Annotated in this window: 19 protein-coding genes; 9 read left to right on the top strand and 10 right to left on the bottom strand. The window is 44.1% G+C overall.

Annotation, left to right across the window (positions count from 1 at the left end):
• Positions 1–290 precede the first annotated feature (290 nt).
• Entirely contained in the window at positions 291–1,001 is a 711-nt protein-coding gene (locus tag QWZ04_RS08080) for an SIMPL domain-containing protein (protein WP_290326782.1), read from the top strand.
• A gap of 69 nt (positions 1,002–1,070) precedes the next feature.
• Here QWZ04_RS08080 and QWZ04_RS08075 read toward each other — a convergent pair whose 3' ends face one another.
• The 3 genes from QWZ04_RS08075 to QWZ04_RS08065 form a co-directional block, all read right to left on the bottom strand.
• Complete coding sequence (locus tag QWZ04_RS08075; RefSeq protein WP_290326781.1) at positions 1,071–2,759, bottom strand: ABC transporter ATP-binding protein; 1,689 nt, start codon at positions 2,757–2,759, stop codon at positions 1,071–1,073.
• Complete coding sequence (locus tag QWZ04_RS08070; protein ID WP_290326779.1) at positions 2,752–4,440, bottom strand: ABC transporter ATP-binding protein; 1,689 nt, start codon at positions 4,438–4,440, stop codon at positions 2,752–2,754. The genes QWZ04_RS08075 and QWZ04_RS08070 overlap by 8 nt, the downstream gene beginning before the upstream one ends.
• 67 nt (positions 4,441–4,507) lie before the next feature.
• Positions 4,508–5,365, bottom strand: coding sequence for an AraC family transcriptional regulator (locus QWZ04_RS08065; RefSeq protein WP_290326777.1), 858 nt, complete (start codon positions 5,363–5,365; stop codon positions 4,508–4,510).
• Positions 5,366–5,524: 159 nt separating this feature from the next.
• Between QWZ04_RS08065 and QWZ04_RS08060 the strand changes: the two genes are divergently transcribed.
• Positions 5,525–6,004 carry a GNAT family N-acetyltransferase gene (locus tag QWZ04_RS08060; RefSeq protein WP_290326774.1) on the top strand — a complete coding sequence of 160 codons (480 nt, stop codon included), beginning with the start codon at positions 5,525–5,527 and terminating at the stop codon, positions 6,002–6,004.
• Here QWZ04_RS08060 and QWZ04_RS08055 read toward each other — a convergent pair.
• From QWZ04_RS08055 to QWZ04_RS08045, 3 genes are all read right to left on the bottom strand, one after another.
• Positions 5,999–6,298, bottom strand: coding sequence for a hypothetical protein (locus tag QWZ04_RS08055; protein WP_290326772.1), 300 nt, complete (start codon positions 6,296–6,298; stop codon positions 5,999–6,001). The two genes, QWZ04_RS08060 and QWZ04_RS08055, sit on opposite strands and share 6 nt — an antisense overlap.
• A gap of 89 nt (positions 6,299–6,387) precedes the next feature.
• On the bottom strand, positions 6,388–7,095 hold the full coding sequence (locus QWZ04_RS08050; protein ID WP_290326770.1) for a type 1 glutamine amidotransferase: 708 nt from the start codon (positions 7,093–7,095) through the stop codon (positions 6,388–6,390).
• A gap of 126 nt (positions 7,096–7,221) precedes the next feature.
• Positions 7,222–9,153, bottom strand: a complete 1,932-nt coding sequence (locus tag QWZ04_RS08045; RefSeq protein WP_290326768.1) for an alkaline phosphatase D family protein — start codon at positions 9,151–9,153, stop codon at positions 7,222–7,224.
• A 260-nt stretch (positions 9,154–9,413) separates the two neighbouring features.
• Between QWZ04_RS08045 and QWZ04_RS08040 the strand changes: the two genes are divergently transcribed.
• The 3 genes from QWZ04_RS08040 (at position 9,414) to QWZ04_RS08030 (ending at position 12,835) form a co-directional block, all read left to right on the top strand.
• A complete protein-coding gene (locus tag QWZ04_RS08040; protein WP_290326766.1) occupies positions 9,414–9,689 on the top strand; it encodes a hypothetical protein in 276 nt (91 codons plus the stop codon).
• A gap of 160 nt (positions 9,690–9,849) precedes the next feature.
• Positions 9,850–12,060 carry an ATP-dependent helicase gene (locus QWZ04_RS08035; RefSeq protein ID WP_290326764.1) on the top strand — a complete coding sequence of 737 codons (2,211 nt, stop codon included), beginning with the start codon at positions 9,850–9,852 and terminating at the stop codon, positions 12,058–12,060.
• A 19-nt stretch (positions 12,061–12,079) separates the two neighbouring features.
• A complete protein-coding gene (locus QWZ04_RS08030) occupies positions 12,080–12,835 on the top strand; it encodes an alpha/beta fold hydrolase (RefSeq protein WP_290326762.1) in 756 nt (251 codons plus the stop codon).
• Positions 12,836–12,869: 34 nt separating this feature from the next.
• Here the strand turns inward: QWZ04_RS08030 and QWZ04_RS08025 are convergent, their stop codons facing one another.
• Complete coding sequence (locus QWZ04_RS08025; RefSeq protein ID WP_290326760.1) at positions 12,870–14,588, bottom strand: RluA family pseudouridine synthase; 1,719 nt, start codon at positions 14,586–14,588, stop codon at positions 12,870–12,872.
• A gap of 163 nt (positions 14,589–14,751) precedes the next feature.
• On the opposite strand from QWZ04_RS08025, the gene QWZ04_RS08020 reads away from it, so the two are divergent.
• Entirely contained in the window at positions 14,752–15,201 is a 450-nt protein-coding gene (locus QWZ04_RS08020; RefSeq protein WP_290326758.1) for a PACE efflux transporter, read from the top strand.
• Between the two features lie 106 nt (positions 15,202–15,307).
• Here the strand turns inward: QWZ04_RS08020 and QWZ04_RS08015 are convergent, their stop codons facing one another.
• The gene (locus QWZ04_RS08015; RefSeq protein ID WP_290326756.1) at positions 15,308–15,655 is read right to left on the bottom strand and encodes a RidA family protein; all 348 of its coding nucleotides are present in this window, start codon (positions 15,653–15,655) and stop codon (positions 15,308–15,310) included.
• A gap of 220 nt (positions 15,656–15,875) precedes the next feature.
• Here QWZ04_RS08015 and QWZ04_RS08010 point away from each other — a divergent pair, with 220 nt between their 5' ends.
• From QWZ04_RS08010 to QWZ04_RS08000, 3 genes are all read left to right on the top strand, one after another.
• The gene (locus QWZ04_RS08010) at positions 15,876–17,258 is read left to right on the top strand and encodes a thrombospondin type 3 repeat-containing protein (RefSeq protein WP_290326754.1); all 1,383 of its coding nucleotides are present in this window, start codon (positions 15,876–15,878) and stop codon (positions 17,256–17,258) included.
• Positions 17,259–17,282: 24 nt separating this feature from the next.
• Entirely contained in the window at positions 17,283–18,536 is a 1,254-nt protein-coding gene (locus QWZ04_RS08005; protein WP_290326752.1) for a hypothetical protein, read from the top strand.
• Positions 18,537–18,741: 205 nt separating this feature from the next.
• A complete protein-coding gene (locus QWZ04_RS08000) occupies positions 18,742–20,520 on the top strand; it encodes a bifunctional helix-turn-helix transcriptional regulator/alpha/beta hydrolase (RefSeq protein WP_290326750.1) in 1,779 nt (592 codons plus the stop codon).
• A 91-nt stretch (positions 20,521–20,611) separates the two neighbouring features.
• Here QWZ04_RS08000 and QWZ04_RS07995 read toward each other — a convergent pair whose 3' ends face one another.
• The gene (locus tag QWZ04_RS07995; RefSeq protein WP_290326748.1) at positions 20,612–22,000 is read right to left on the bottom strand and encodes an SLC13 family permease; all 1,389 of its coding nucleotides are present in this window, start codon (positions 21,998–22,000) and stop codon (positions 20,612–20,614) included.
• A gap of 202 nt (positions 22,001–22,202) precedes the next feature.
• A complete protein-coding gene (locus tag QWZ04_RS07990) occupies positions 22,203–23,108 on the bottom strand; it encodes a LysR family transcriptional regulator (RefSeq protein WP_290326746.1) in 906 nt (301 codons plus the stop codon).
• Positions 23,109–23,158: the final 50 nt, after the last annotated feature.

The following is a 23,158-nucleotide window of genomic DNA, read 5'->3' as shown; positions in this document are numbered from 1 at the left end:
AAGAGCATGACAGAATCGATTGGTACTTATCCCGTCAAGATCCCTCAGTAATGACAAATTGATCAATCTTTACAGTCAAAACTAACTGCAAACAATCCAATTTTCGACTCGTAGTTGATTAACCTTAGCGTCTAGTCGGTAATTTATCGGGTTAAAAGTCCGTCAATCTGGTCAAGCGATATGGGCCTCCGACAATCGCTTTACTCAACGCTGACAAATCATGACTGTACCTGTTTGATTTCAAGAGTAATATGAACTCACTAAAACCTACAATTAGGAGGTAAGTTTTTATGACTACTTCAAAATCATCTTGGGCCATTGGTGTGGGCCTTGTACTTGGGCTTGCGTTGCTGGGTTTCCAGTTGCAGCAGGCTGTCATCAATTTTAAAAGCTACGAACGGGTAGTGACGGTGAAAGGCTTGTCTGAAAGGGAATACCCAGCAGACACCGTTATTTGGCCAATTCAGTTAACGGTTGCCGATAACGATTTGCAAAAAGTGTATCAAACCCTCGAAACACAAACGAAGCAGGTGTCGGCATTTCTAATTGAGCAAGGCATAGAGGATGCAGAGTTCTCGCTTTCTTCGCCAAGTGTTGTGGATAAAAAAGCCCAACAGTACGGCGATAGTTATGTTGAGTTTCGCTATCTTGCTAACCAGAGCATCACGATATACAGCACCAAAGTGGACACGGTTCGAGGTGCAATGAACAAACTTGGCGAACTTGGCAAGCTAGGGTTGGTATTAAACCAAGACAGTTATAGCAGCCAACCTGAATATCTTTTCACTCAGTTAAATGATGTAAAACCTGAAATGGTCGAAGAAGCGACCCGTCAGGCAAGAGAGGTCGCGCAGAAGTTTGCCGCGGATTCGCAAAGCCAGTTAGGTAAGATCAAACGTGCTTCTCAAGGTCGTTTCAGTATTTCAAATCGAGACAGCAATACCGCACATATTAAAAAATTGCGTGTTGTTTCTACGGTTGAATATTACCTTTCTGACTAAATAGCCTAAAGCGTGCTCACCTTCTGAAAAGAGATCATTCAGTTAGGAGAGCACGCTTAATGGTGCCCGTTAGGCGACTCTCCCTGCATACCATAGCTCTTGATACTGCGAGTTGTTGTTTAACAATTCATTATGATTGCCATTGGCGACGATCTGCCCTTGGTTTAACAAATAAATGGTATCGGCATCGGTGACGGTGTCCAAACGATGGGCGACGGTGACAACGGTTTTACCTTTGCAAAGTTGTTCAAGTGTATCGAGCACTTCTTGTTGTTTTACCTGATCTAAGGCCGATGTGAATTCATCCAAAAGTACAATAGGTGCGTTGTGAAGTAGGGCACGAGCCAAACTCAAGCGTTGCCTTTCTCCTCCGGATAATTGGCAACCATTTTCACCAATCTCACTGTCTAGCCCTTGAGGCAAACGTTGCAGTAGTTCATTTAACCCTGCGTTGGTAACCGCCTCTTGTAATTGCGCTAAACTGGCGTTGTTATTTGCAATCAACAGATTGTCTTTCAAGCTGCCTGCAAACAACTGTACCTCTTGCGTCACGTAGCTTATGTGCTTATACAATTGCTCAGTTCCGATGTTCTCTAGTGTTTTGCCACCAATCTTAATTTGCCCGTGTGTTGGGTTATGGAAAGCCGCAATAAGGTGCAGAAGGCTTGACTTGCCTGAGCCACTTGGGCCGACAATGGCGACATGTTCTCCCTGAGAAATAGCCAAATCAATGTTATTTAATACGGTTTGTTCCTCGAACGCCAAACTCACCTTTTCGAGTGAAATATCATAATAATTTGGTGCCTGTCCCTTCTGGGTTTGTTGAGGGGAAGAAGCTAACTCTCTCAATCGACGCGCCGAGCTTATAAACAAACGCAGAAGTGTCGAGAACAAAGCTAGACGGGCCAAAGGGCGAACTGTAGCAATGGTCGCCAAAATGGCAGCAAGGCAGTCCGTTAAGGTGATGGCGCCATAGCCATACAAAGTTGACGCAACGGCGATCATAGCAGGTAGGCTTAATTCAAGTAGTAACGTCGCGCCCATGACACCTGTCCCCCCCGCCCATTCTAAGCCGAGACCGCTTTTTCTGACTTGTTCGATACGTTGGTTTAGAGGGGCAGATAACCTTTCAGAACGACCAAAGCTTTTGAGCATAGGTAAACAAGCGATAAACTCTAAGACTTGATTGGCACTTTGGGTCGTGTGCTCGTGATTGTCTTTGGCCACACGACTCAGTCGACCTTCTGTCATCATCAGGACTAAGATGGCGAGGGCGATAAATAAGGCCAGCACCGCAGCCAGTGTTGGTGACACCCACAGCATAAACACCAGCATACAGGCCGGGATCACCCAAGCGGCAAAAAAGTCTGCTACGAGGTGGCTGAAGATGTCTTCAAATAATTTCAGGTCAGTTGTGACCAGCTTCATTCGCTCACCAAGCCCTTTGCCGATTAAATGGGCCAAAGGCTGTTTACGTATGTCAGACAATAATTGGCTGCGTAAGTGATGCGTGATGTTGTATGCACCGAGAAAACTCTGTTTGGCGGTTTGGCCTGAGAACCATTGTAAAGTAACCACGGCCGCTGAAACGCATAACAACCAGGTTAATTGCGGCGCGTCTTGCGCATAGAGAAAACCAAACACCATCGCCCACACGATGGCGGATAATAGTTCAGTGAACATTTTTCCTGCAATGCCGACAAAAAAGTCGTTACTGCTGGCTTTACTGTATTGTAAAAGAAATCGAACGTTATCCATGTGTGCATTCCTTTAATGAGCCATTATCAATGGTCCAATGCTGTGTGGGGCGAATCATGGTGCTGACGACTGCGTTGGTCAGTGACGAATCCTTGCGGTGGGTTCTGTGGTTGATGATGATCTGAATTTGCTCAGGAAACGCGTGGTGAATCGAATCCAAAATGCTGAGTTCTGATTTTTGGTCCAAATGGGCCGTGGCCTCGTCCAATACCAGAATAGGCGTGTGTGCTAATAAGGCGCGAGCGATGGCCAATCGTTGCATTTCGCCGCCACTGAATGTGCGGTGGGTTTCTCCCATATCGGTATCAAGTTGATTCGGTAAGGCGCGGATCAGTGCTGTGAGTTCCAATCTATCAAGGGTTTTCCAAACCGTCATATCGTCGCATGTTGGGCTGGCGAGTAAGAGGTTATCTCGAATGCTGCCACTGAAAAACAGACTCTGCTGACTAACCACCGCCACATATTCGGCGCGGTTTTGATCCGTAAGAGTAGAGACGGCTTGGTCGTTGATATACCAACCGTCCTGTGTTGCGCTCAAAGCTCCCGTTAACACTTCGATTAATGAGCTTTTTCCACAACCAGACGGGCCTTGAATGAAAACGCGGTCGCCAGAACTCAACGAAGCATTAATGTCTCGTAGAACGGATTGCTCCCCTCTATCTAAATACAGTTTCTGACAACTTAGTGTTTGCACAAAGCCTGAGTATAAGGCGTGGTTTGATTCCGAATAGCCAAACATGGGGATCAATCGGTCTAAGCACAAAAAGGACTGTTGGGCTTGGCCGGAAACCTGAGTTAAGGCGAGCCATGGTTTTAGCAGGCCTGCAGTGATGGCTGAGATCATGATGAGTTCAGCAATGGACAGCTGACCCTGCATGGTGAACCCAATTGCAACGGGTACCACAAGAATGAAAGACGTTTGAGCGATGGTAATAAAGCCGACCCATGCGGTGATGAGTTGCTTTGTGTAACTGGAAACCAACTTGTTGTGCTTTTCCATGGCTTTATGCAACTGTTGGTAGCTCTGTGCATCAACGGCAAACAATTTCATCACGCCAATGCTGCGCAAAAATTCCAGCTGCGCCGAATGCATGGTTGCGACGATGCTTTGGTATTTTTCAAAGCGGCCACTGAATCCTTTCATCATGAGAAATTGAATGGTTGCCGCAATAGGCAAGGGGATGAAAGCGATCAGCGCAATACGCCAATCGATGTAAAAAAGCAGGCATGAAAGCAATATTGGCATCAGTAAGCCATTAATCACATCGGTGCCATGGTGCGCAATGAGTGGCTCCAATTGTTGGCAATCGCTAGAGATGCGTTTTTCTAGGTCAGCTCGCTTGTAGCGCTGTAACTGTTCAAGTGGCATGGTGCTGAGTACTTTCACCATGTGTTGTCTTACTTTTTGAATGACATGATAAGCCACAAGGTGCGCCTGCCAAACGGCGGCGATATAGAATACATAGCGAACCAATAGCGCCGCTGCGATGACTACAGAATGAACGACCACAGAACCCTGATTCATGATGGTTTCAATCGCCAAATACACGGCTATCCATGGGATGAATTCCACTAAAGTGGCGAGTAAAGCAAAAACAATGGAAGCGCACACTCGCGGTGTTTCACTTCTAAGCATGGTAAAAAACGCGTCTTTACGCGTCATGGTTTGAACTAAATGCATAAATAACTCCTTAATAGGAATTATTCTCGTTTAATGAATGGGAGTTGGCTGTCAAATATGGGAGAAATTATGTTCGATTGCGGAAATTGTTCGGTGTGATGCCGACATGGCGTTTAAAGACTTGAGTGAAGTGACTGCTTGATTGATACCCAAGAGACAAGGCTATGTCTGTGATGGGTTGAGTTCCGTACTGGAGTTTGTCTTTGGCTAAGCTGACTCGGTGGTGCTGAATCCAGTACGCAACGCCCACGCCTAACTCTTCTCGAAATGCACTTTTGAGGTAGCATTCGTTCGTATTTAACGCTTTAGCAAGTGACTTTATGGTCCAACGGGTGTCGGGTCTGTGTTGCACTTCTGAACAGGCTCTATCGACAAGGCTTTGTGGCTTTGGTCTTGTCATGATGAGCGCGAGTATTTCTAACATTTTCCCATGTAACCAGATCTTTCGTGCTTCGCCTGAGTACTCGCATTCCCATACCGTTCGAACCACGGACGCAAGCTCGTTAAAAAGTGGCATTTGCCAGCCCGCGCTGTAGCCTTCAAATGGTAGTAAGAAGTCGTCTGACTGGCTGGTGGCAAGTGAACTGGCGATGCCATGATTGAGTGGAAACTGCATGCGAATGGCCTGCATTTTTCCATCTTTCGGTAGGATGATGGTGTCTTTCTTTAGTGGCACACTGATGACCGTCGCCATAAAGCGGTGTTCGAATGAAGAAGCTGGGTAGTCTGGATAGTTAGGTGAGTAGGCGTCGTTCGCACCCATGACACTGATATAACATCCAGATTCAACGGGATCATCGATAAGCGTATCGGCACTGGCGCAATAATTCACGACTTGGGCAGTACAATGAGGCCCTAACACGATCGTATCGCAACACCCCATTAAATGTTTGGCCTGCGTTAGACTGTTGACGAGGTTACCCATGACTCCTCCCTGTTTAATGATAGTTATTATCATTTATTGTGATGCGATGGGCAACCATTTGAATACAAATTAAAATGGACTCATTGTTCACACGATCTGGACGTAGGTGTTGGTCTTTCGTTAAGCTATCAATAGCGCACTTACAAAAGAGTTTAAGTAATGGAATTGGTACCATTTACAGGAAAGGATCTTGAAGTACTCTTGGGTTGGATCGATTCAGAGCAGCTTAGCTATCAATGGGGTGGGCCGCTATACGCTCACCCATTAACCGCAGAACAAATCGCCAAACATTGTGACCAACCGGAAGTGCATTCTTATCTTTTCCAAGTCGATGGGCAAAAGGCGGGCTTCATAGAGCTTCGTCACCTTGAGGCTAAAAAGTACCGATTGTGTCGAGTTTTTATTGCCGAACCATTTCGTGGCCGGGGCTTATCTAAAATTTTGGTGACTCGCGCAATAGAAAAAGCTCAGTCACGTTTCGGTTGTAATGAGCTGTCCTTGGCTGTTTTTGAGCCAAACGCCAGTGCGAGGCGGTGTTACTTAGGACTAGGATTTACCGAAGTCGAGAAAATTCAGGGCAGCCGGAGCTTTAATGGCGAAGTTTGGCATACCATCGAAATGCAAAAACGCCTGTTATGAGGTTGTTGATGGGCTGTCTATGATACGGCCATTTCGAACTAGCGCTCGTCTCACATTTTTACACATCTTTCCAAAGCGATTTAGTTCATCAAACGTTGGCGCTATGCCTCGTTGAACTTGGTGTTCCCAATACGTTAAATCGCTATCGACCAATTCCATCAGTTTTTTCGGACAGCCTTGGCAGCTGTTATCAGGCCCACACACAAACGTGTCTTCGTCATACAAAGGAAACTGATGTTTTACGTCATCAATAATGTTCTGCATTGCTTCAATAAGTTTAGGCTTACCGGCCATAACGAAACCAACTTACGGGCTCAATTTGAGTGGGGCGACATTGTAGAGCAAGAAGTTTATTTGCGCAGCACAATTTGTTTCTTTACCATTTATTTCTGTACAAGGGTAAGCCACTTTGTCGCCAAATGATTGCAGATCTTTTGTTGATGAAGGAACTGGTTTTGCGTTGTGTTGAGCATAGCCTGATGAATAGGGCGTGTTGTTTCGTCTAGATTTGTTGCTACCCTATCGGCCCAGTCATTCACAATTTCTGGTGTTGCTTCAGGATGAAATTGAACGCCGTAGCTGAGTTGATCCACTCTAAAGGCTTGGTTTTGGCAGTGTTTTCCGGTGACCAGTAACTTTGCATCGAAAGGAAGTTCTAGCGTATCTTGATGCATCTCGTACATAGATAAAGTTGCTGGAAGTCCGGATAATACAGGATCTTGTTGACCAACTTGATTGATGGATAATTCAGTAAACGCCACTTCCCATCCTTCATTAGAGCGATATTCACCGCCAAAAGCGCGAGCCAGAAGTTGAGCGCCCAAACAAATACCAAAAATGGGCTTTTCGTTAGAGTGAAATTGCACAATGAGTTCAACGACACTCGCCAAAAATGGGGCTTCAACATCGTCAAAAGCACTCGTACGCCCACCTAACACGACTAAGCCGTCGAAATCGTCAACACGTAATGTCTGAGTGTTGTCTTTATACGAGTGGTGGACTGTTAACTCAGCTCCGCCGTTTTGCAATGCTTCACCAAAGAAACCAACAGGTACGATTTCATCATTTTGGATAACGAGTATTTTACTCATGTAAACTCCTTGCGGTTTCAATAATTTAGAATTATTAACGTATTAAGTCGAACGTGAAATATATGAACGTTCGGAAAGGCAAAACAGGACGAACCTTAACTAACTAACTAACTAACTATATGTAATCTATTGTCTCTCTGGGAAGTTGACCTTTTCCCCTTGGCTGGTTAACAAACATATCTCTTTTGGTTTCCCATTTTCATCGAGTCGTAATTCTCCTATGGTGCTTTGGTTAACCAAGCGATAAAACTCTTGGGTATCTGGGTGACGCTTGGAGATTTTTAGGCTTTTACGCTTAGTAAACCAGTTTAATGGTGAGCGAGGGCTATATAACACCGTATCCAAAGCGTCACAGGCTTTGAGTAGGCGATCAGGAAACTGGTTCTTAATGCCACTGCAGGTAATTTGATAGATGTTTGGGCTATTTTTACTGTGCCTCAGTTTTGCGTCATACGCGAAGGAGTAGTGCACATCTCCAGATAGAATGACAAAATTGGTCGGTGTTTTCGTATGGGTGAAAATACTGATAAGTGTGTTAGCGCTGCCTGGGTGTGCCATCCAATTTTCTGCATCAATAATGAGAGGGTGGCCAACAATAGTCATGGTCCGCTGTAGCATCTCAATGAATTTAACACCAAAAATTGGGGCTGCGGAAATAATGATGACTTTGCTTTGATCGAGTAATTCTTGTTGAAATTCGGTCATGGCTTCCCAGTCGAGTAGCCCAGAAGGTTTGTTCATTCGAGACTCTGAACGCCAGCGTCGGGTCCGAGTATCTAACACGACCACTTTGGGAGAGGTGTGGATGGTGTAATGCCAATCTTCAAAGCGATATAGATGCAAAATCAAGTCATCATGAGCGTCGAGACTTGGTTCTGATAAGTTCCTCTCATTAAGGAATCGTTTTACCTTGGTTAGAAAATCCTGGTTAAACTTTTCAGGAGCATTGCCCCAACCTTGACATAACCAATAGGCGATGAGGCCATTACCGATTATTCGACGAGAAAATAGATTGTCATACGCCGCTTTTTCCCAGCCGACGGTGAGATTCCAGTCGTCAGTAATGTCGTGGTCATCAAAGATCATATAAGTCGGTATATGAGCCAATAATCGCTGAACTTGCTTCAATCCAGAGACAAATTTGTGGATGTGTTTTTTCTCTTCGTACCATTTTTTCTGCCATTGAGAGGAAAGCGCTTTTCCGCCAGTTTCAAACCTTCGCTGCTCGAGTTGCTCAAGATCGATAAGATCCCAGACTGTCGGTGACCACACGAGTAAATACATTGCGAAATATTCCGCAAAACTGATCAGGTGATTTTCACATTCTGTGGAACTGAATACTGGGGTATTGCGATGCGGAAACAGTTTAGTCAGTAAGGTTCCATCATCGACGTAATGGGGTAAGAGCTTATCACGGCCATAATAGCATTCTGAGGAATGGTATAACTCATTACTGTTGGTTATTGGCGCTTCTTCAAAGCTCTCCGACGGCAGGCCGAGAAGGTTAATCGTCTGTTCGATCGCGCTAAGCGTTGGGCCCGCTACATGATCTGCGTAGATTTGATCTCCGCTCATTATTAACATGTCTGGTCGAGATGCAATGTCTTGCGTTGATATTTTAGTGTCAGCGGCGACTAATGCATCGTCACTAAAATGATGTGGATTGCGACAAGAACCATGCAGCACGTAATCTGCTTTTTCGCTGATCACAAAACGGATACCGGCATGAGTCCCCGTATTGTGAGAGTAATTTAAATGAGGGACCAAGGTGGTAACTGACCCATGCTGAGTGTCTATTTGGTAGTTCAAGGCCGTTTGAGTGGGAAAGCTACCTGCAATCGTCAGCATACAAACCCACGCGTTTGTGCCTATTTGTAGCTGTTGCTTCGGCTCAATTATGTGCTGAGCGTAAAAATTGCCTGTTTCGGCATTATTAATTTCAACGCTACCGATTAAAGGTTCAGACGTTACTAGCCATAAATTAACCTCATGTTCGGTTACTTTACGCAGTATGGGGCCAGCAAGTACAAGAGGTAAACGGGTTGCTTCTACAGACAAGTCAGCTTCCTTCATATAAAGCAAAGATGGATAAAGACATAAAATAGAATATCGAAATTTGTCTTTATTTGCACTGTGTGATATAGCCAAATTATCAATGAGACGTTAAAAAATGTGCTTCACACAAATTTTATGAGTTAAAGTTCATATTGTGACGCATGCCCTTGTTTACTTGCCGTGTTTTGATAATTTCTAACGTGAAACACGCAAATAATTTGAAGGCGAACTTAGATTCGCAGCTGCTAGGTAAGGGATAGAAAATGAGTAATTGTGTATGGAACAATTTCGGGGTGTTAACGGAAGTAAAGATGGATGAGAATTTTGTTTGGGTATCGAACCAAGATGGTCGAAGCCTTAAAATGAGTATCATCAGTTACAAAGATAAGTACCAAGATGTGTACCAAACAGCCCTCGGTTTGGTAGGCAAAAAAGTACGTTTGAATACAAGCCAAAGTAATGGCGAGCAGGCTGTTTGGTTTAGCCACATTTCAGAAGTGTCGGCGCGCCATGCTGCCATATCCGAAGCTGTCGCATAATCCTTGCTAGGTTAAAGTTTAGTCATTTGTATTAGATAAAGGTCGACTTCTTAGATAGTCGACCTTTTTGTTTGTCTTCCGCATAGGGTTAATGCCATTTTGCCCCGTTCTGAGGTAAAATATCGCCCTGATTTTAATTTAGATTTCCTACTCATTCCTCATGGCGCAATTTACCGAAGAACAAAAATCAATAATCAAACACCGTGAAGGCAATGCGTTGTGTTTAGCGGGGGCGGGCACCGGCAAAACAACCACTCTTGCTGGCGTTTATCAGGCACAAGCCCGCCTGGTACCAGAGCAAAGTATTCAAGTGCTTATGTTTAATAAAACCATTTGTGATGATTTTAGATCTAAGCTGCTGGATAAGGGCTACAACCCACACCGTACTGTTAAGACCTATCACGGGTTTTGTCAGGAACTGCTAACGCGTCAGGGCTTTGGTTCGAAGTTAGTGTTTGAACCCATGCGTCGCACACAACTGATCAGAACTGTCCTACAAAAAATGGCGAACAGTTGTCGCCTTCCTGTAACCAAGCGCTTACTTAAAAAGCCGAAAACTGTTGCGGTACTCGAAAGTTTTATTAGCTTAGTAAAAGCAATAGGGCTGAGTGAAGATGAAGTCTTTGACACTCAAAATTACAGTGAAGAATACGATTTCCTACTAGACGCTTATAAAGTCGTTGAGCAAGAACGGCTACGCTCTGGAATATTGTTTTTCGATGATTGGCTAATCGAATCGGTCAAACTGCTTTCTGAGGATTCAGAGCTTAGGCAACGGGTTCAACAGTCAATTCAGCTTGTCATTGTGGATGAATTTCAAGACACCAACCCAGTTCAGTTAAAACTTTTAAAGTTAATCGTGGCTGACGATGCGCGTATTATGGCGGTGGGCGACATCAACCAATGTATCTATAAGTGGCGAGGAAGTGAGCCTTCCATCATGTTACGGTTCGCTCAAGAATTTCCTCCTTGTTCGACTTACAAATTGAGTCATACCTTTCGTTTTGGTCATAGTTTAGCGATTGCCGCCGATCACTTGATCAGCAATAACAAAGAACGATTCAAAGACTTTTGCACCGTTCCTGCATCAAGTGTTGAAGACACACATATAGAGCACATAAAAACCTCGACCATTGCGTCACATGTGGTGAAAGCCGTAAAAGGTCAAATTGAAGAAGGCTGTGAATCGGGTGAAATAGCTGTATTAGTTAGGCGCTGGTCACAAGCCATGTTAATCGAACTGGCGTTTATCAAAGCGAATGTTCCGTATATGGCACCAGAAGGCAGTACGCTGGCGAAAAGCCGAGAGGTTAAGTTACTGTTGCAGTTAATGAACCTAGTTATTCGCTGGCATGAACAACAAAAGATAGACAGCCATATCTTGCAAGAATTGTTCAGCTACCCACATTGTTATTTGCGTGGCGAGATCTTACAACCACTTTGCCGTGCTCTTGCGAGCGTTCCGCCTACAAGTTGGGTAAGAGAAATTGACAAATTCGCTACTGCGAACAAACGTAAAGATCAAAACTTCGATAACGCGATAGAACGAGTCACATTGATACGTTCGTTGCTCAAAAAAGACATGAAAGCCCGGCAGATCTTTGACGAGTATCGAACCGGGTCCGATCTCGACTATTGGTTAAGAAAGTCTGAAGCCACCGAAGGTGATGTAGAAGAAAGCTTAGACAAGCTCAATGCGTTAGCGGCGGTACTTAAAGGGTTGAATTACGACTGCAACCAAGCGAAAGACTTTTTTGAAAGCACGCAGCAAAGAGCTGCTCAGAGTTCGAAAAAATCAGACGGGGTTCGCTTAACCACAATATTTCGAGCGAAAGGCTGTGAATACAATCACGTGCATTTGCCTTTCTGGGATAGAGGTATTTTTCCAACAGAAGCGAAGTTCGATACAGGCCAAGGCCCAGATTACGAAGAAGAGCGCCGTGTCGCTTATGTCGCTGTTACCCGAGCAAAACACAGAGCGAAGATCTACACCGGTGATTCGCCGAGCCCGTTTGTATTTGAGTCTTACCTACCGCTTGCGCACTCGTTTGGGCCAAGTTTGTACAAAGATCAAAGCTTGCCGTATTTTGAAACCGAACCACTAGAACTGTACTTAACGCAATTGAATCGAATTGATGATTGCGCCGAGGCGCCGAAAAAGCCCCTCAATACACGGTTAAGAGACAAAAAAAGCAGTAACTCTACAGAGGAAGGCGTGGCTGCAGTCGGGGATAGGGTCCGACACATTCAAGGTGATAAAGGCAGGATAACCAATATCTCGGGGCCAAAATTTACCGTGAAATACGATTCAAACAAGTCGCACCAATATCAAATGGCGATGTTCAGCCGATTCTTTGATTTAATCGGCTAACGACAAGGGTTTATAAGGCATGAAAATAGTGAATAAATGGCTGGTCGGTTTGATTATTTTAATAAGCGTTGGTTGCGCGAACGTTAGCAATGATCAAACAAATTTAAAGCAAGGTGACGAATTGGTGGTGCTGGCTCACGGCCTAGCGAGAAGTGGCAGCGCTATGTGGAAGCTGGCTCAAAGAATAGAAGAAGCGGGTTATCATGTGTGTGTTATCGATTACTCTACAATTGGCAAGTCGCTTGAGTCAACGTTAACACAGACAGAGAGCGAGATAGATAACTGCCTACAAAACGATAACCGCGTTCACTTTGTGGGCCACTCACTTGGCGGTTTGGTTATACGCTCATATCTAGAGACACATAAAGAACTACAAAGTACCGAGCGACTAGGTCAGGTGGTCTTCATGGGAACCCCGAATCACGGCAGTGAAGTCGCGGATCACTTTGATGGTCGGCTGCTGATGGATATAGCCGGCGGTACTAGCCAGTCCTTAGTGACAGGGGAGCGTTCGTTAGGGGAGGTCATTGCGCAACCCGACTATCAAGCTGGCGTGATTGCGGGGACCAACAGTAATGGTGCAACTAATCGATTCTTCGATGGCCCTAACGATGGCTTAGTTTCAGTAGATTCAACCAAAGTCGCTAATATGAAGGATTTTATTACGATTGAAGTTGGGCACTCTATTATGCGTTACGACGAAGTGGTGGCGAATCAAACGATACATTTTCTAAATTACGGCGTGTTTGATCATACAAACGCGCCTGTGCAGTAAGAAACGTACCTCGAAGTAAGAAACGTCGCAGTATTTAGAACGGAGCATCAACCTGAAAGTGCATCGGCTGTTTGGTGTATGGGTGATCAAACGATAAAGACTCGGCGTGTAAGTGTAAACGGTTCGCTTTCATACCATATAAGTCATCACCAACAATCGGCATGTTTAACCCCAAATAGTGGGCGCAATGGACGCGAAGTTGATGGGTCCTGCCGGTTTTTGGGTGCAGATAAAGCTTGGTTTTTCCGTCTTTGCGTTCGATTACTTGCCATGTTGTTTCTGCTGCTTTACCGTGCTCTTCGCACACCATTTGTCGCGGACGGTCATCAAGGTCACCACGCAGCGGTAATTCAATCTTGCCCGTATCGTGCTCTACAATGCCATCCACCAATGCCACATAGCGTTTCTCTACATGACGAGTAATAAATTGTTTTTGTATGCTTTTATTCGCACGTTTAGTGAGGGCGAAAACTAAGATGCCTGACGTAGCCATGTCCAATCTATGGATAACGAAAGGGCCCTCAACGTCAGTAAACTGCTGTTGTAAGCGATAATAAGCGGAGTCCTTAATTGTACGGCCTGGTACCGACAAAAAGTCAGCGGGCTTGTTCACGACGACAATTGCTTCATCTTGGTAGATGATGTCCAATTCTTTGCCTTCTGCTGGATTATTCAGCAGCGGGTTTTCATCAAGCTCGATACCTTTAAGCATGTGGCCCAAAATAGGCTCGCACTTACTCTGGCAAGACGCGTAATACTTTTTGTGTAAGCGAACTTCAGACTTAGGGGAAGTACCCCACCAAAACTCAGCCATACATACGGGCTCTAGATTGTGTTTGTAGGCGTAGTGCAATAGCTTAGGTGCGGCACATTCACCAGCGCCTGCAGGTGGCGTAGGGTTTTTTGTGGGTTCAAATATATCAATCAGGGACTTTTGTTCGCCTAAGCCGTTAAGAAAATGGTACTGAGAAAACAGCCGATGTTGCAGCGCAAGTGATAAGGTTGCTCGTTGTGCTTTAAGCTCTACAAGTTCGTCAGTTAGTTTGGTTAAGCTGTCTTGAACAGCGTCAGTTTTTTGCTGCCACTTCTGCCTTAAGTGTTTCTGTTGATTTTTCTCTGCCACACTTTGCTTGCCCAATAGCGCCTTAAGTACATCGAATTCGTCGGCGTTCAATGCTGATTTTGCCAAAGACTGCTCAGCGGCAGTTCGTTGGGATTTACGATCAGCTCTGCTTTTGATCATGCTTTGACGTAAAGCTTCCAATTCGATATCAGCATTTTTCTGGGTCAGGGTTAACTCTGACTTTAATTCATCAAACCTAGGATCAATCTTTAGTTGATTCACTTTCAAATTGACCGCAGTAATCTGAGCGGTATCGTCTCTAAAGAATCCATCATCGACCAACATATCAAATACGGGAGGAACAAAGCCGTCGAGTAGATTTTGGTCTGCAATCTTGCCAGAGAATGCGCTCAAGAACCCAAGTTCCCCCTGGTTATTTTTAACCACCAGTACACCAAACATTTTGCCCGTTGCTTTTTCATTTTCCTCAAACGTGTAGGCACATTTGCTCAGTTGACCAAAGTTATGACGCCATTGCGTTTGTGTTTCTAAGTGGCGTTGTAATTGCGCAGCGGCCAGTTCAGATAACGCGTGGGCCTGATAATAGAACGGAAATGTAAACTTATCGGGCAGAGGGATGTCATCAACTGATGATTGAAATGGCGTAAAACAAAGTTGAGTGTTTGGCATGGGGTATTCTTTGGCGAATTTGATGAGCTGGATTTTACTGGTTTTACTCAACATTGCCAATCCAGAAATTCACTCCGAACCATCTATTAATCGAATAGTAACTAACTGTTAACTCTTTTGGATATAGATAGAATGAAGGCATAATCAAAACGAGGTAGATACCATGTCAAATAAAGAAAGAGTTCTGCACACTGTGTTGTTTGAAGTTTTTGCGTTGATGTTGATGATCCCTTTGGGGAGTTTAGTTGGCGGTATCGACACGCATACCATGACAGGTGTGGCCATATTCATGAGCCTAGTGGCGATGGCTTGGAATTACACATACAACTATTTGTTTGACAAAATTCAGGGTTCAGACCGAAATTCAAGAACTGTGCTAACGAGAATCGCTCATGGGATAGGGTTTGAAGCCGGGTTGCTAGTGGCTACATTACCATTGTTGATGATGTTCTTAAACAAGGGCTTCATGGAAGTGTTGCTACTTGAAATTACCATGGTTGTGTTCTTCTTAGTCTATGCAATTGCGTACAATTGGGTTTACGACACGGTGAAAAACCATTTAGAAAACAGTAGTAAAATAGCAACCAATAGTAAAATACACAAAAAAGCTTGATTAGGTGATTAGATAAATTGACGAGTTTTGTTTTTTTTAAAAAATTTGGTAGCGGAAAGTTGAGATACAGAATCTAAATGACAGACTTTTTCGCTACCAAGAGACATTACTTCTCAGCGGCAACCACTGAGATTTCTACAAGTAGGGCTTCACGAGCCATGCTAGCTTCAACACATGCACGAGCAGGTGCATGGCCTTCAGGAACCCATGCGTCCCATACTGCGTTCATTTCAGCGAAGTCTTTCATATCTTTGATGTAAATAGTTGCAGAAAGCATGTGTTCTTTATCACTGCCGGCTTGATCAAGCAGAGTTTCTACTTTGTCTAGCATGGTTTGAGTTTGCTCTGCGATGTCTTTAGTTGCGTCAGCACAAACTTGTCCACATAGGTAGATAGTGCCGTTGTGTTTAACGATACGGCTCATGCGTTGCTTAGTTTCCATTCTTTCAATCATTGTTATCTCTATTGTTTTTCTGAGTACAGTAATGGTTAAGTTTATAAGAACTGCAAAACCATTCAATATCTAATCAAAAATATTTGTGAAATATCAATAAATAATAAAATTATTGCATTTTCAAGGCTATTTTCCTCCCTTATACCCCATTTGAGTGATGCCAAGAGAAAGACATTATCTTAACTTTCGAGTGATAACTCACTTATCAAGGAAGAAGGTCATGAAAGCATCTCAATTTTACCCCGCCTTGACGCTCATTGCAGCTGCAATGCTTAGCGCATGTGGCGGAGGTGATGGCTCAGATCCTGTATCAAAGTCCAGCTACTTGAACGTAACCGCCATTGATGGATACCTGAAAGGGGCCGAAGTTTGGTTGGATATAAACAAGGACTACCAGTGGAACACAGGAGAGCCTAAAGCCATAACAACTGACGGCGGTAAAGCGAATTTAAACGTCGATGGGATACCCAATCCAGAGAGCTACCCCATTGTAGTAAAAGTTATTCCTGGGCAAACCATTGACGAAACCACACCCGATCAAACGGTGAAAACCGGTTACCTAATGTCGGCTCCGTCTGGGGAGCTGGATATCACTCCACTATCAACATTAGTGCAAGTTTCAATGGTGAACGGCTCGCTAACAAAAGCACAAGCCACTGAAAAAATCGCGAAAGATCTCGGGGTACCCAAAGAAGAGGTGCTAGGGGATTATATCGAGAAAAGTGCGTCTGGTGCTGCGATGAAAGCAGAAGCACTCGTGAAAGCGGAGGTGATGCCTCAAAGTGCCGTTCATGCCTCTCAAGCTGATAAGGTCGTCGACCAAGCGAATTCTGTTGCACCATACCTGAAAGATCTGAAACAAGATGAAATCATTATTGTTGATGGCGATACCTGGAAAGTTGGAGTCGATGATAACGATGACGACGATGACGGTGTGATCGATAGCGAAGACGCATTCCCATACAACGCGCAAGAAACCGTAGATTCTGACGGCGATGGAATCGGTGACAATGCTGATCAATTTCCCAATGATGCTAACGAACAATTTGATTCGGATGGTGATACTGTCGGTGACAATACCGATGTCTTCCCAATGGATGCCACAGAGAGCAAAGACACTGACGAAGATGGTTTAGGAGACAACGCCGACAAGTTCCCAACTGATCCAAGCGAGAAGTTTGATTCTGACAACGACAAAGTAGGCGATAACGCAGACGAATTCCCTAGTGACCCCACGGAAACAAAAGATACAGACAAAGATGGTATAGGTGATAACGCCGATAAATTCCCAACCGATCCAACTGAAAAATACGATTCTGATAATGACAAAGTCGGCGATAACGCAGACGCGTTCCCCAATGATCCGACTGAGACAAAAGACAGTGATAAGGACGGCACTGGTGATAACAAAGACAAGTTTCCTAACAACCCGAAAGAATCAAGCGATGCCGATTCTGACGGCATAGGCGATAGCAGCGATAACTGCCTTTCGACCGCAAACCCAGACCAAGCAGACAGCGATGGTGACGGGGTGGGTGATGCGTGTGAAAGCGTAGAAATAACATTTGATAATGCAGTATTTGACCAAGCGACTTGGCAATAACTCCAACGAAAAGGACGACAAATCATGATGAATTTAAATAAATATATGCTTGCTGCGATTGCTGTTGGTGGATGCCTAGTCAGTATGCAGAGTATGGCGGCAGATAACTTGATGACATTTAAAGCGGGTGATGTCATCAAAGCGGCTGAAATGAACGACAACTTCACCTACCTTGAGGGCCTAGCTAATCAAGCAAAACTCGATTTCTCTGCCAAAACTGTCAACATTGACTGCAGTGCTGATGCACAAGCACTAAGAACGTATCTGCTTTCTGTTCAGCCTAGCCAGTTTGTCAAAGTACAGTTAACGGGTGTTTGTGAGGGTGACAGTAAAGGGGAGCTAGCAATCACACGTAGCGATATTTGGATTGAAGGTGGAGAGATTTCAGCGCAAGTATTAGTAAGAGGGAAGCAGGACGTAAGTTTCGCGGATGTGAGTTTTACCAGTAATATCAAACCAGAATTCTGGATCGATGGCGGTGGTTCCGCTTATTTACAGAACCCAGTTTTTACCGCGGGAGCAAACCCAGTTGTAACGGCCAACAGTGCGTTAGCCTATCGAGGTGATGTTACAGGGATCAATTTTTACGCAAACCAAGCTTCTCGTCTCTTTTTCTTTTCTCCGACGGGCACTGCAAGCTCTGTAAGACTCGAAATTGGCGCCGCTATGGAATTTGGTGAGCTTACTACAACCTCTTTAGATGCAAACACAGGGGGAAGCCTTAAAGGAACATCACTTACGGCTGACTATATTAATATCAATAATGGCGCATCTGGAATGGTGGAAACCATCGTCGCAAATGAAGAGCTTATTCTGAAAGGAAATGGTGCCTTGTTTGCGGGTAACATGACGGGGAAAAACTTGAACGTGATGCAAAGCTCATCGCTAAAAACCACGGGTGACGTTACGGGTACGGAATTGTTTGTAAGTTACGGTGCGAGTGCACGAATCAAGGGCAATGCAACAGTAACAGATTTCCATTTAGGGTCTACCTCTAGTGCTCGTATTGATGAGAAATTAATATCGACCAACGTTTCAGTTGTTGAAGGCTCGACATTGAGAACAAAAAATCTAGCCGTTAACAATAATCTGTTTGTACGTAGAGCAACCGTTAAGGTAGACGACGAGATTAGCTATGCCACGGTGGATGCGGGTTCATATAGTGACCTGTATCTTAATATGTCTCTCACAAAAATGTGTGCTGACTTCAACCCGGCAGCTGTAATGGCTTGGAGTACTTTAGATTTACAGTCATTCCCAGAAAACTGCAGCAATTAAAGTTGGCTAACTTAATGCAAAAACGATCAGTGGTTGTATAAACAAAGCACTAGAATAACTGATGGTTATGAATGGCATCTCTCTTATTTGAATTTCATCTAAGTTAGGTGCCATTTTTTATGACTATCGCCCACTATGTGCAGATCCTAAATGCTAGTTTTAAAGAGAATTAGAGCAAAAACCCAACTTAGGGCAAGTAGGAACTATGCAAAGCAGTCAACTACCAGATCGATTGGTAGGGAAAATTTATGATACCGCGCTAGAGCCTCGGTTATGGCCAGAATTGCTCGAACATATGGTGACGTATCTAAAGCCGAATATCGAGGTAGGCGAACAAGGGAAAATGAACACAAACCTGATGTGGGTTAAGAAACCGCAAGGGGGAGTACCAAGTTCTTACGAACAACTGCTTGAACACATGCAACGCAGCAGCGATATAGCAAAGCGTTTGGGTGTTGTTAAAGAGAAAGAATGCATACAGCGTAAGCTCCTTAATCAAATCCCGCTTCCCTGTGTGTTATTAAGGGCAGACAAGCAGATCGTTGAAATTAATGATTCGGCGATGCGCTATATGTCTACTATTAGAGAATTGTCAGTCCATGCTAACGAAATCATCTTTGAAAGTGGAAGGTTAAGAGCCGAATTCGAAAGCGGTATGACATCGTTGTTTTATCCGGGACAAAAAAATAAAGAAATTGCATTTGTCGTAAGACCTTCATTTGACGCAAACCCCACGACCATCAATTTAATCCGCGTCGATAACTTGCATGGCCTTGAAAGCCATGTGTTGATGTTTATCGCAACAGTGGACCAAGCGCAACAAGTAGATGTTTCGTCTTTTTCACATCGTTTCAAATTGACGCAAGCGGAACAAGAGATCCTTAAAAGTCTCGTTGAGGGCAAGACCCTACAATTGGTTGCGGCGCATAAAAAAGTGTCGATCCATACGGTGCGATCGCAGTTGAAGTCAATATTTGGTAAAACGGGTTGTCACCGGCAAAGTGAACTGGTGAAGTTGGTGTTACTGCAATCTACACAGCAGGAACAGCAACAGAAAGAAAAGCAAAGTATTATTCAATTGGATGCATTGTGCTTTCACCAAACAATGATCTTACCCGATGGAAGAAAGTTAGGTTATAGCGATGTTGGGAATAAGAACCACGCGCCATTAATCATGTTGCACCCATCGACAGGATCACGCCTGCAGCAACATCCTAATAAGCAAATTGCTTTCGAACAAAGAATGAGAGTTATATCGATAGATAGACCTGGATACGGTTTATCTGATGCCTGTGAGGGTGCGAGTTTAAACAGCGTGGCCAAAGATGTTGGATATTTAATGGATTCACTTAATATCCAACGCTTCGCAGTCTCTGGTTTTTGTGGAGGCGGGCCATATGCTTTAGCAGTAGCAGCGCAATTTAGACATCGGGTTGTGCATACCAGCTTAATTAGTTCCGTTACCCCATTTCAAGAAATTAACCTGTTGCACGGAGTTAAGACAACCAACAAAATGATGGCACATTTGGCGCTAAAAGCGCCAGAGATATTGCGGCATCTCATTTTCTTGATTGCGAAAAATGTAGTGGATGAGCCTGAGCGATATTTTGATCAAGTGATTGAACATTTAGGTGTGAGTGATGCTTCGGTCTTGCAAGAGCCTGAAGCGTTGGAAAACTTTGTCGTGGCATTTCAAGAAGCCATGAGGCAAGGTAGCGCAGCATTTGTGCATGATCTTTATACGCTGTCTAACCCATGGGAAACTGACTATTCAGCGATAACCTCTCCGATTACCATGTGGCATGGTCATGAAGACAGGCACGTTCCTATTCAGTATGCGCAGCAACTAGCTCATGTTCTTTCAAACGTAACGATTAAGGATCAGCCTCAGCATGGCCACTTTCTTATTTACTACTTATGGGGGGATATTCTTGCAGAATCGGCTGCTGCGTTTGAGCAAGATGAACAGATAGAAAGCGCCTAATAGAAAGTCTTTTGGTAGGCGATAAAAAATCACGGATGGTATCTCAGTCATCCGTGATTCTGTTTGAAGAGCGCTTAACTTAAATGATGCTTTAAGTCCACAATATGACCGCTAATAGAGTTAACGTCCCGATACAAGCAATGTTGAGCAAAATACCAACTTTAAGCATCTCTTGTTGTTTAATATGACCAGATGCATAGACGATGGCATTTGGCGGAGTTGCAACAGGCAACATAAACGCACAGGATGCCGCTACAGCAATCAATACAGACAAAATGATAGGTGACATACCGAAGGCCTCTGCAACCGCCGCAAATACTGGAATGAGCAGAGCGGCACTGGCCGTGTTACTAGCGAACTCAGTTAAAAACACAACAAAGCCAGCCACTATTAAGATAATAAAGAACAAACCAAAATGAGAAATAGCATCGCTTAACTCTGAAGCCAAGAATAAGCTCGCTCCGGTCGTTTTCAGTACGTTACTTAAGCAAATGCCGCCACCAAACAACAGCAACACGCCCCAGTCAGCGGTTTTTTCGACGTCTTTCCAGTGAACAACTCGAGCGAAGTTAACCAACACAATAGCCAACAATGCCACTAATGTATCAAACTTAGAAAAGCCGCCTAACATGGCATTAATGGGTTTAGAAAAAATCCATAAGCAAACGGTCAGTGCAAATATAGCAAGAGTGACTATCTTGCCTTTGTCCCAATTAACTGGCTCGTAATTGATTTCGAAATTGCCTTTTAGATCCGGTTTTAAAACAAAATAGAGCAGAGAAATAGCAACAGGAAGCAACACAATAGTTGCAGGTACGCCAAAGGACATCCATTCTGTAAATGTGAGCCCCACTTCAGCCGCTGCAATAGCATTGGGCGGGCTACCAACGATGGTCGCAATCCCCCCAATACTGGCACTGTAAGCGATGCCAAGTAACACGAATACATAGGTTTTATGGCCTGACTCTTCGTTTACTTTACTTAGAATACCAAGCACTAATGGCAACATCATGGCCGTTGTTGCGGTATTACTGATCCACATTGAAAGCCCTGCGGTTGCGCCAAATAGCATGAACACGGCGACGCTCATTTTGCCTTTCGCCATGATAAGCACTTTGTCAGCAATGACTTTGTCTAGCGCTTGACGCCGCATGGCAGCTGCTAAGGCAAAACCACCTAAAAATAAGAAAATAGTAGAGTTAGCGAAATTGTTGAGCGCAGTTTGAGTATCAAATACCCCGAGGCCAACGGCTAAAATAGGCACTAGAAGTGCGGTTACCGTTACATGTAAGGCTTCGGTTAACCACAAAATAGCGATGAAAGCTAAAATACTGATCCCAAGTACGACTTGCGGATCATACGGAAGGGTGTTGTACAGAACCAAAAATAAAGCGATGTCAGACAAAATGATGATGCTGTTGCGGTTAAAAAACCATTCTCTGGTGTTCGAGGGAAGAGGGACGTTGTCGTTTCTATTCATGTTGGGCTTCCTTGAGGGGCGACACAAGGTTCAAAAGACGAAAAATTACGCCTTTTGACGTTGTCTTTATATGTTTTAGTATGCATATATAGAAAACCACAAATTGAATTCATGAGCTGTTAGCCTCATCAAAAGTATGGATAAATAGCTGACGAATTGTTATGTATTTGATAAAACTTTTAAGTAGCGCAGATAATACGGGTTATAACGCTGATCCTTGAGAGGCCTGTTTGATTTGTGTAATTAAGGATTCAACTTTATCAGGCAACTTCCCTAGTGGTACGTAAATACCGATGCTTGCGATTTTGTCATGATTGATAGCAATGCAGCTCAAGCCTTTGGTCTTCAAATAGGCTTGCAACTTATCTGTGTAGGGCATAACGGCTTGAGTCATTAGTAACATGTCGATACTGGCAGAAAGTGAGTCGACATCATAGATGATTTGATTATCCAGTTGCTGCTGCGGGTTTTGTGTTTGTGGCTGATCGATGAGCATAGAGCCGTGGCGAATGTGGTCTGGTGTGGCGCGCAACAATGGAAACTCTTCTAATTGATTAAGGGGAGCATCATTGATCAACAAGGGATGTAAAGGATGCGCATAGTAGGCTTCACACTCTTGAAACAACGGAATAAAACGAACTTTAACTTGGGCTGATAAGTTTGCTACTTCATGACCAATGAAAAGGTCGAGTTCGCCCCTTATTAAATGGTGCATTAACGACAAGTTATTACCAAATTCAAGATGAAACGAACTTGACGGTGCCGTAAGCTGATATCGTTTCACGCTTTCTTTGACGAAACACTCCCACCAAGCTTCTCCTGTCCCTAACTTGATTCGTCCAAATTGTCGCTGCGACAGTTCATTTAGGCTGTGCACCATTTCTAAGTGTTTGTCTTGCTGTTCACGGGCGTAGTGCAAAAATACATGGCCATATTCTGTGAGTTCGACCCCTTTAGAGCGCCGTTCAAATAAGGCAACTCCGAGTTGAGATTCAAGCTTCTTAATTGCAGAGGTGAGGGAGGGTTGGCTAAGCTTTAAAGATTCAGCCGCGTGTTTAATTGATCCGTGATGGGCGACATGCAAAAAATAGCGATGATTCTTGTTCATCCAGATTGGCTCGTAAGGAAAAAATTAAGTGTGATACAGCTAAAATAAAT

It is taken from the genome of Vibrio tapetis subsp. quintayensis, assembly GCF_030409945.1.
GTDB classification, from domain to species: Bacteria; Pseudomonadota; Gammaproteobacteria; order Enterobacterales; family Vibrionaceae; genus Vibrio; species Vibrio quintayensis.
Note: the sequence above shows the minus strand (reverse complement) of the source record. Positions and strands in the feature narration are given on the sequence as shown.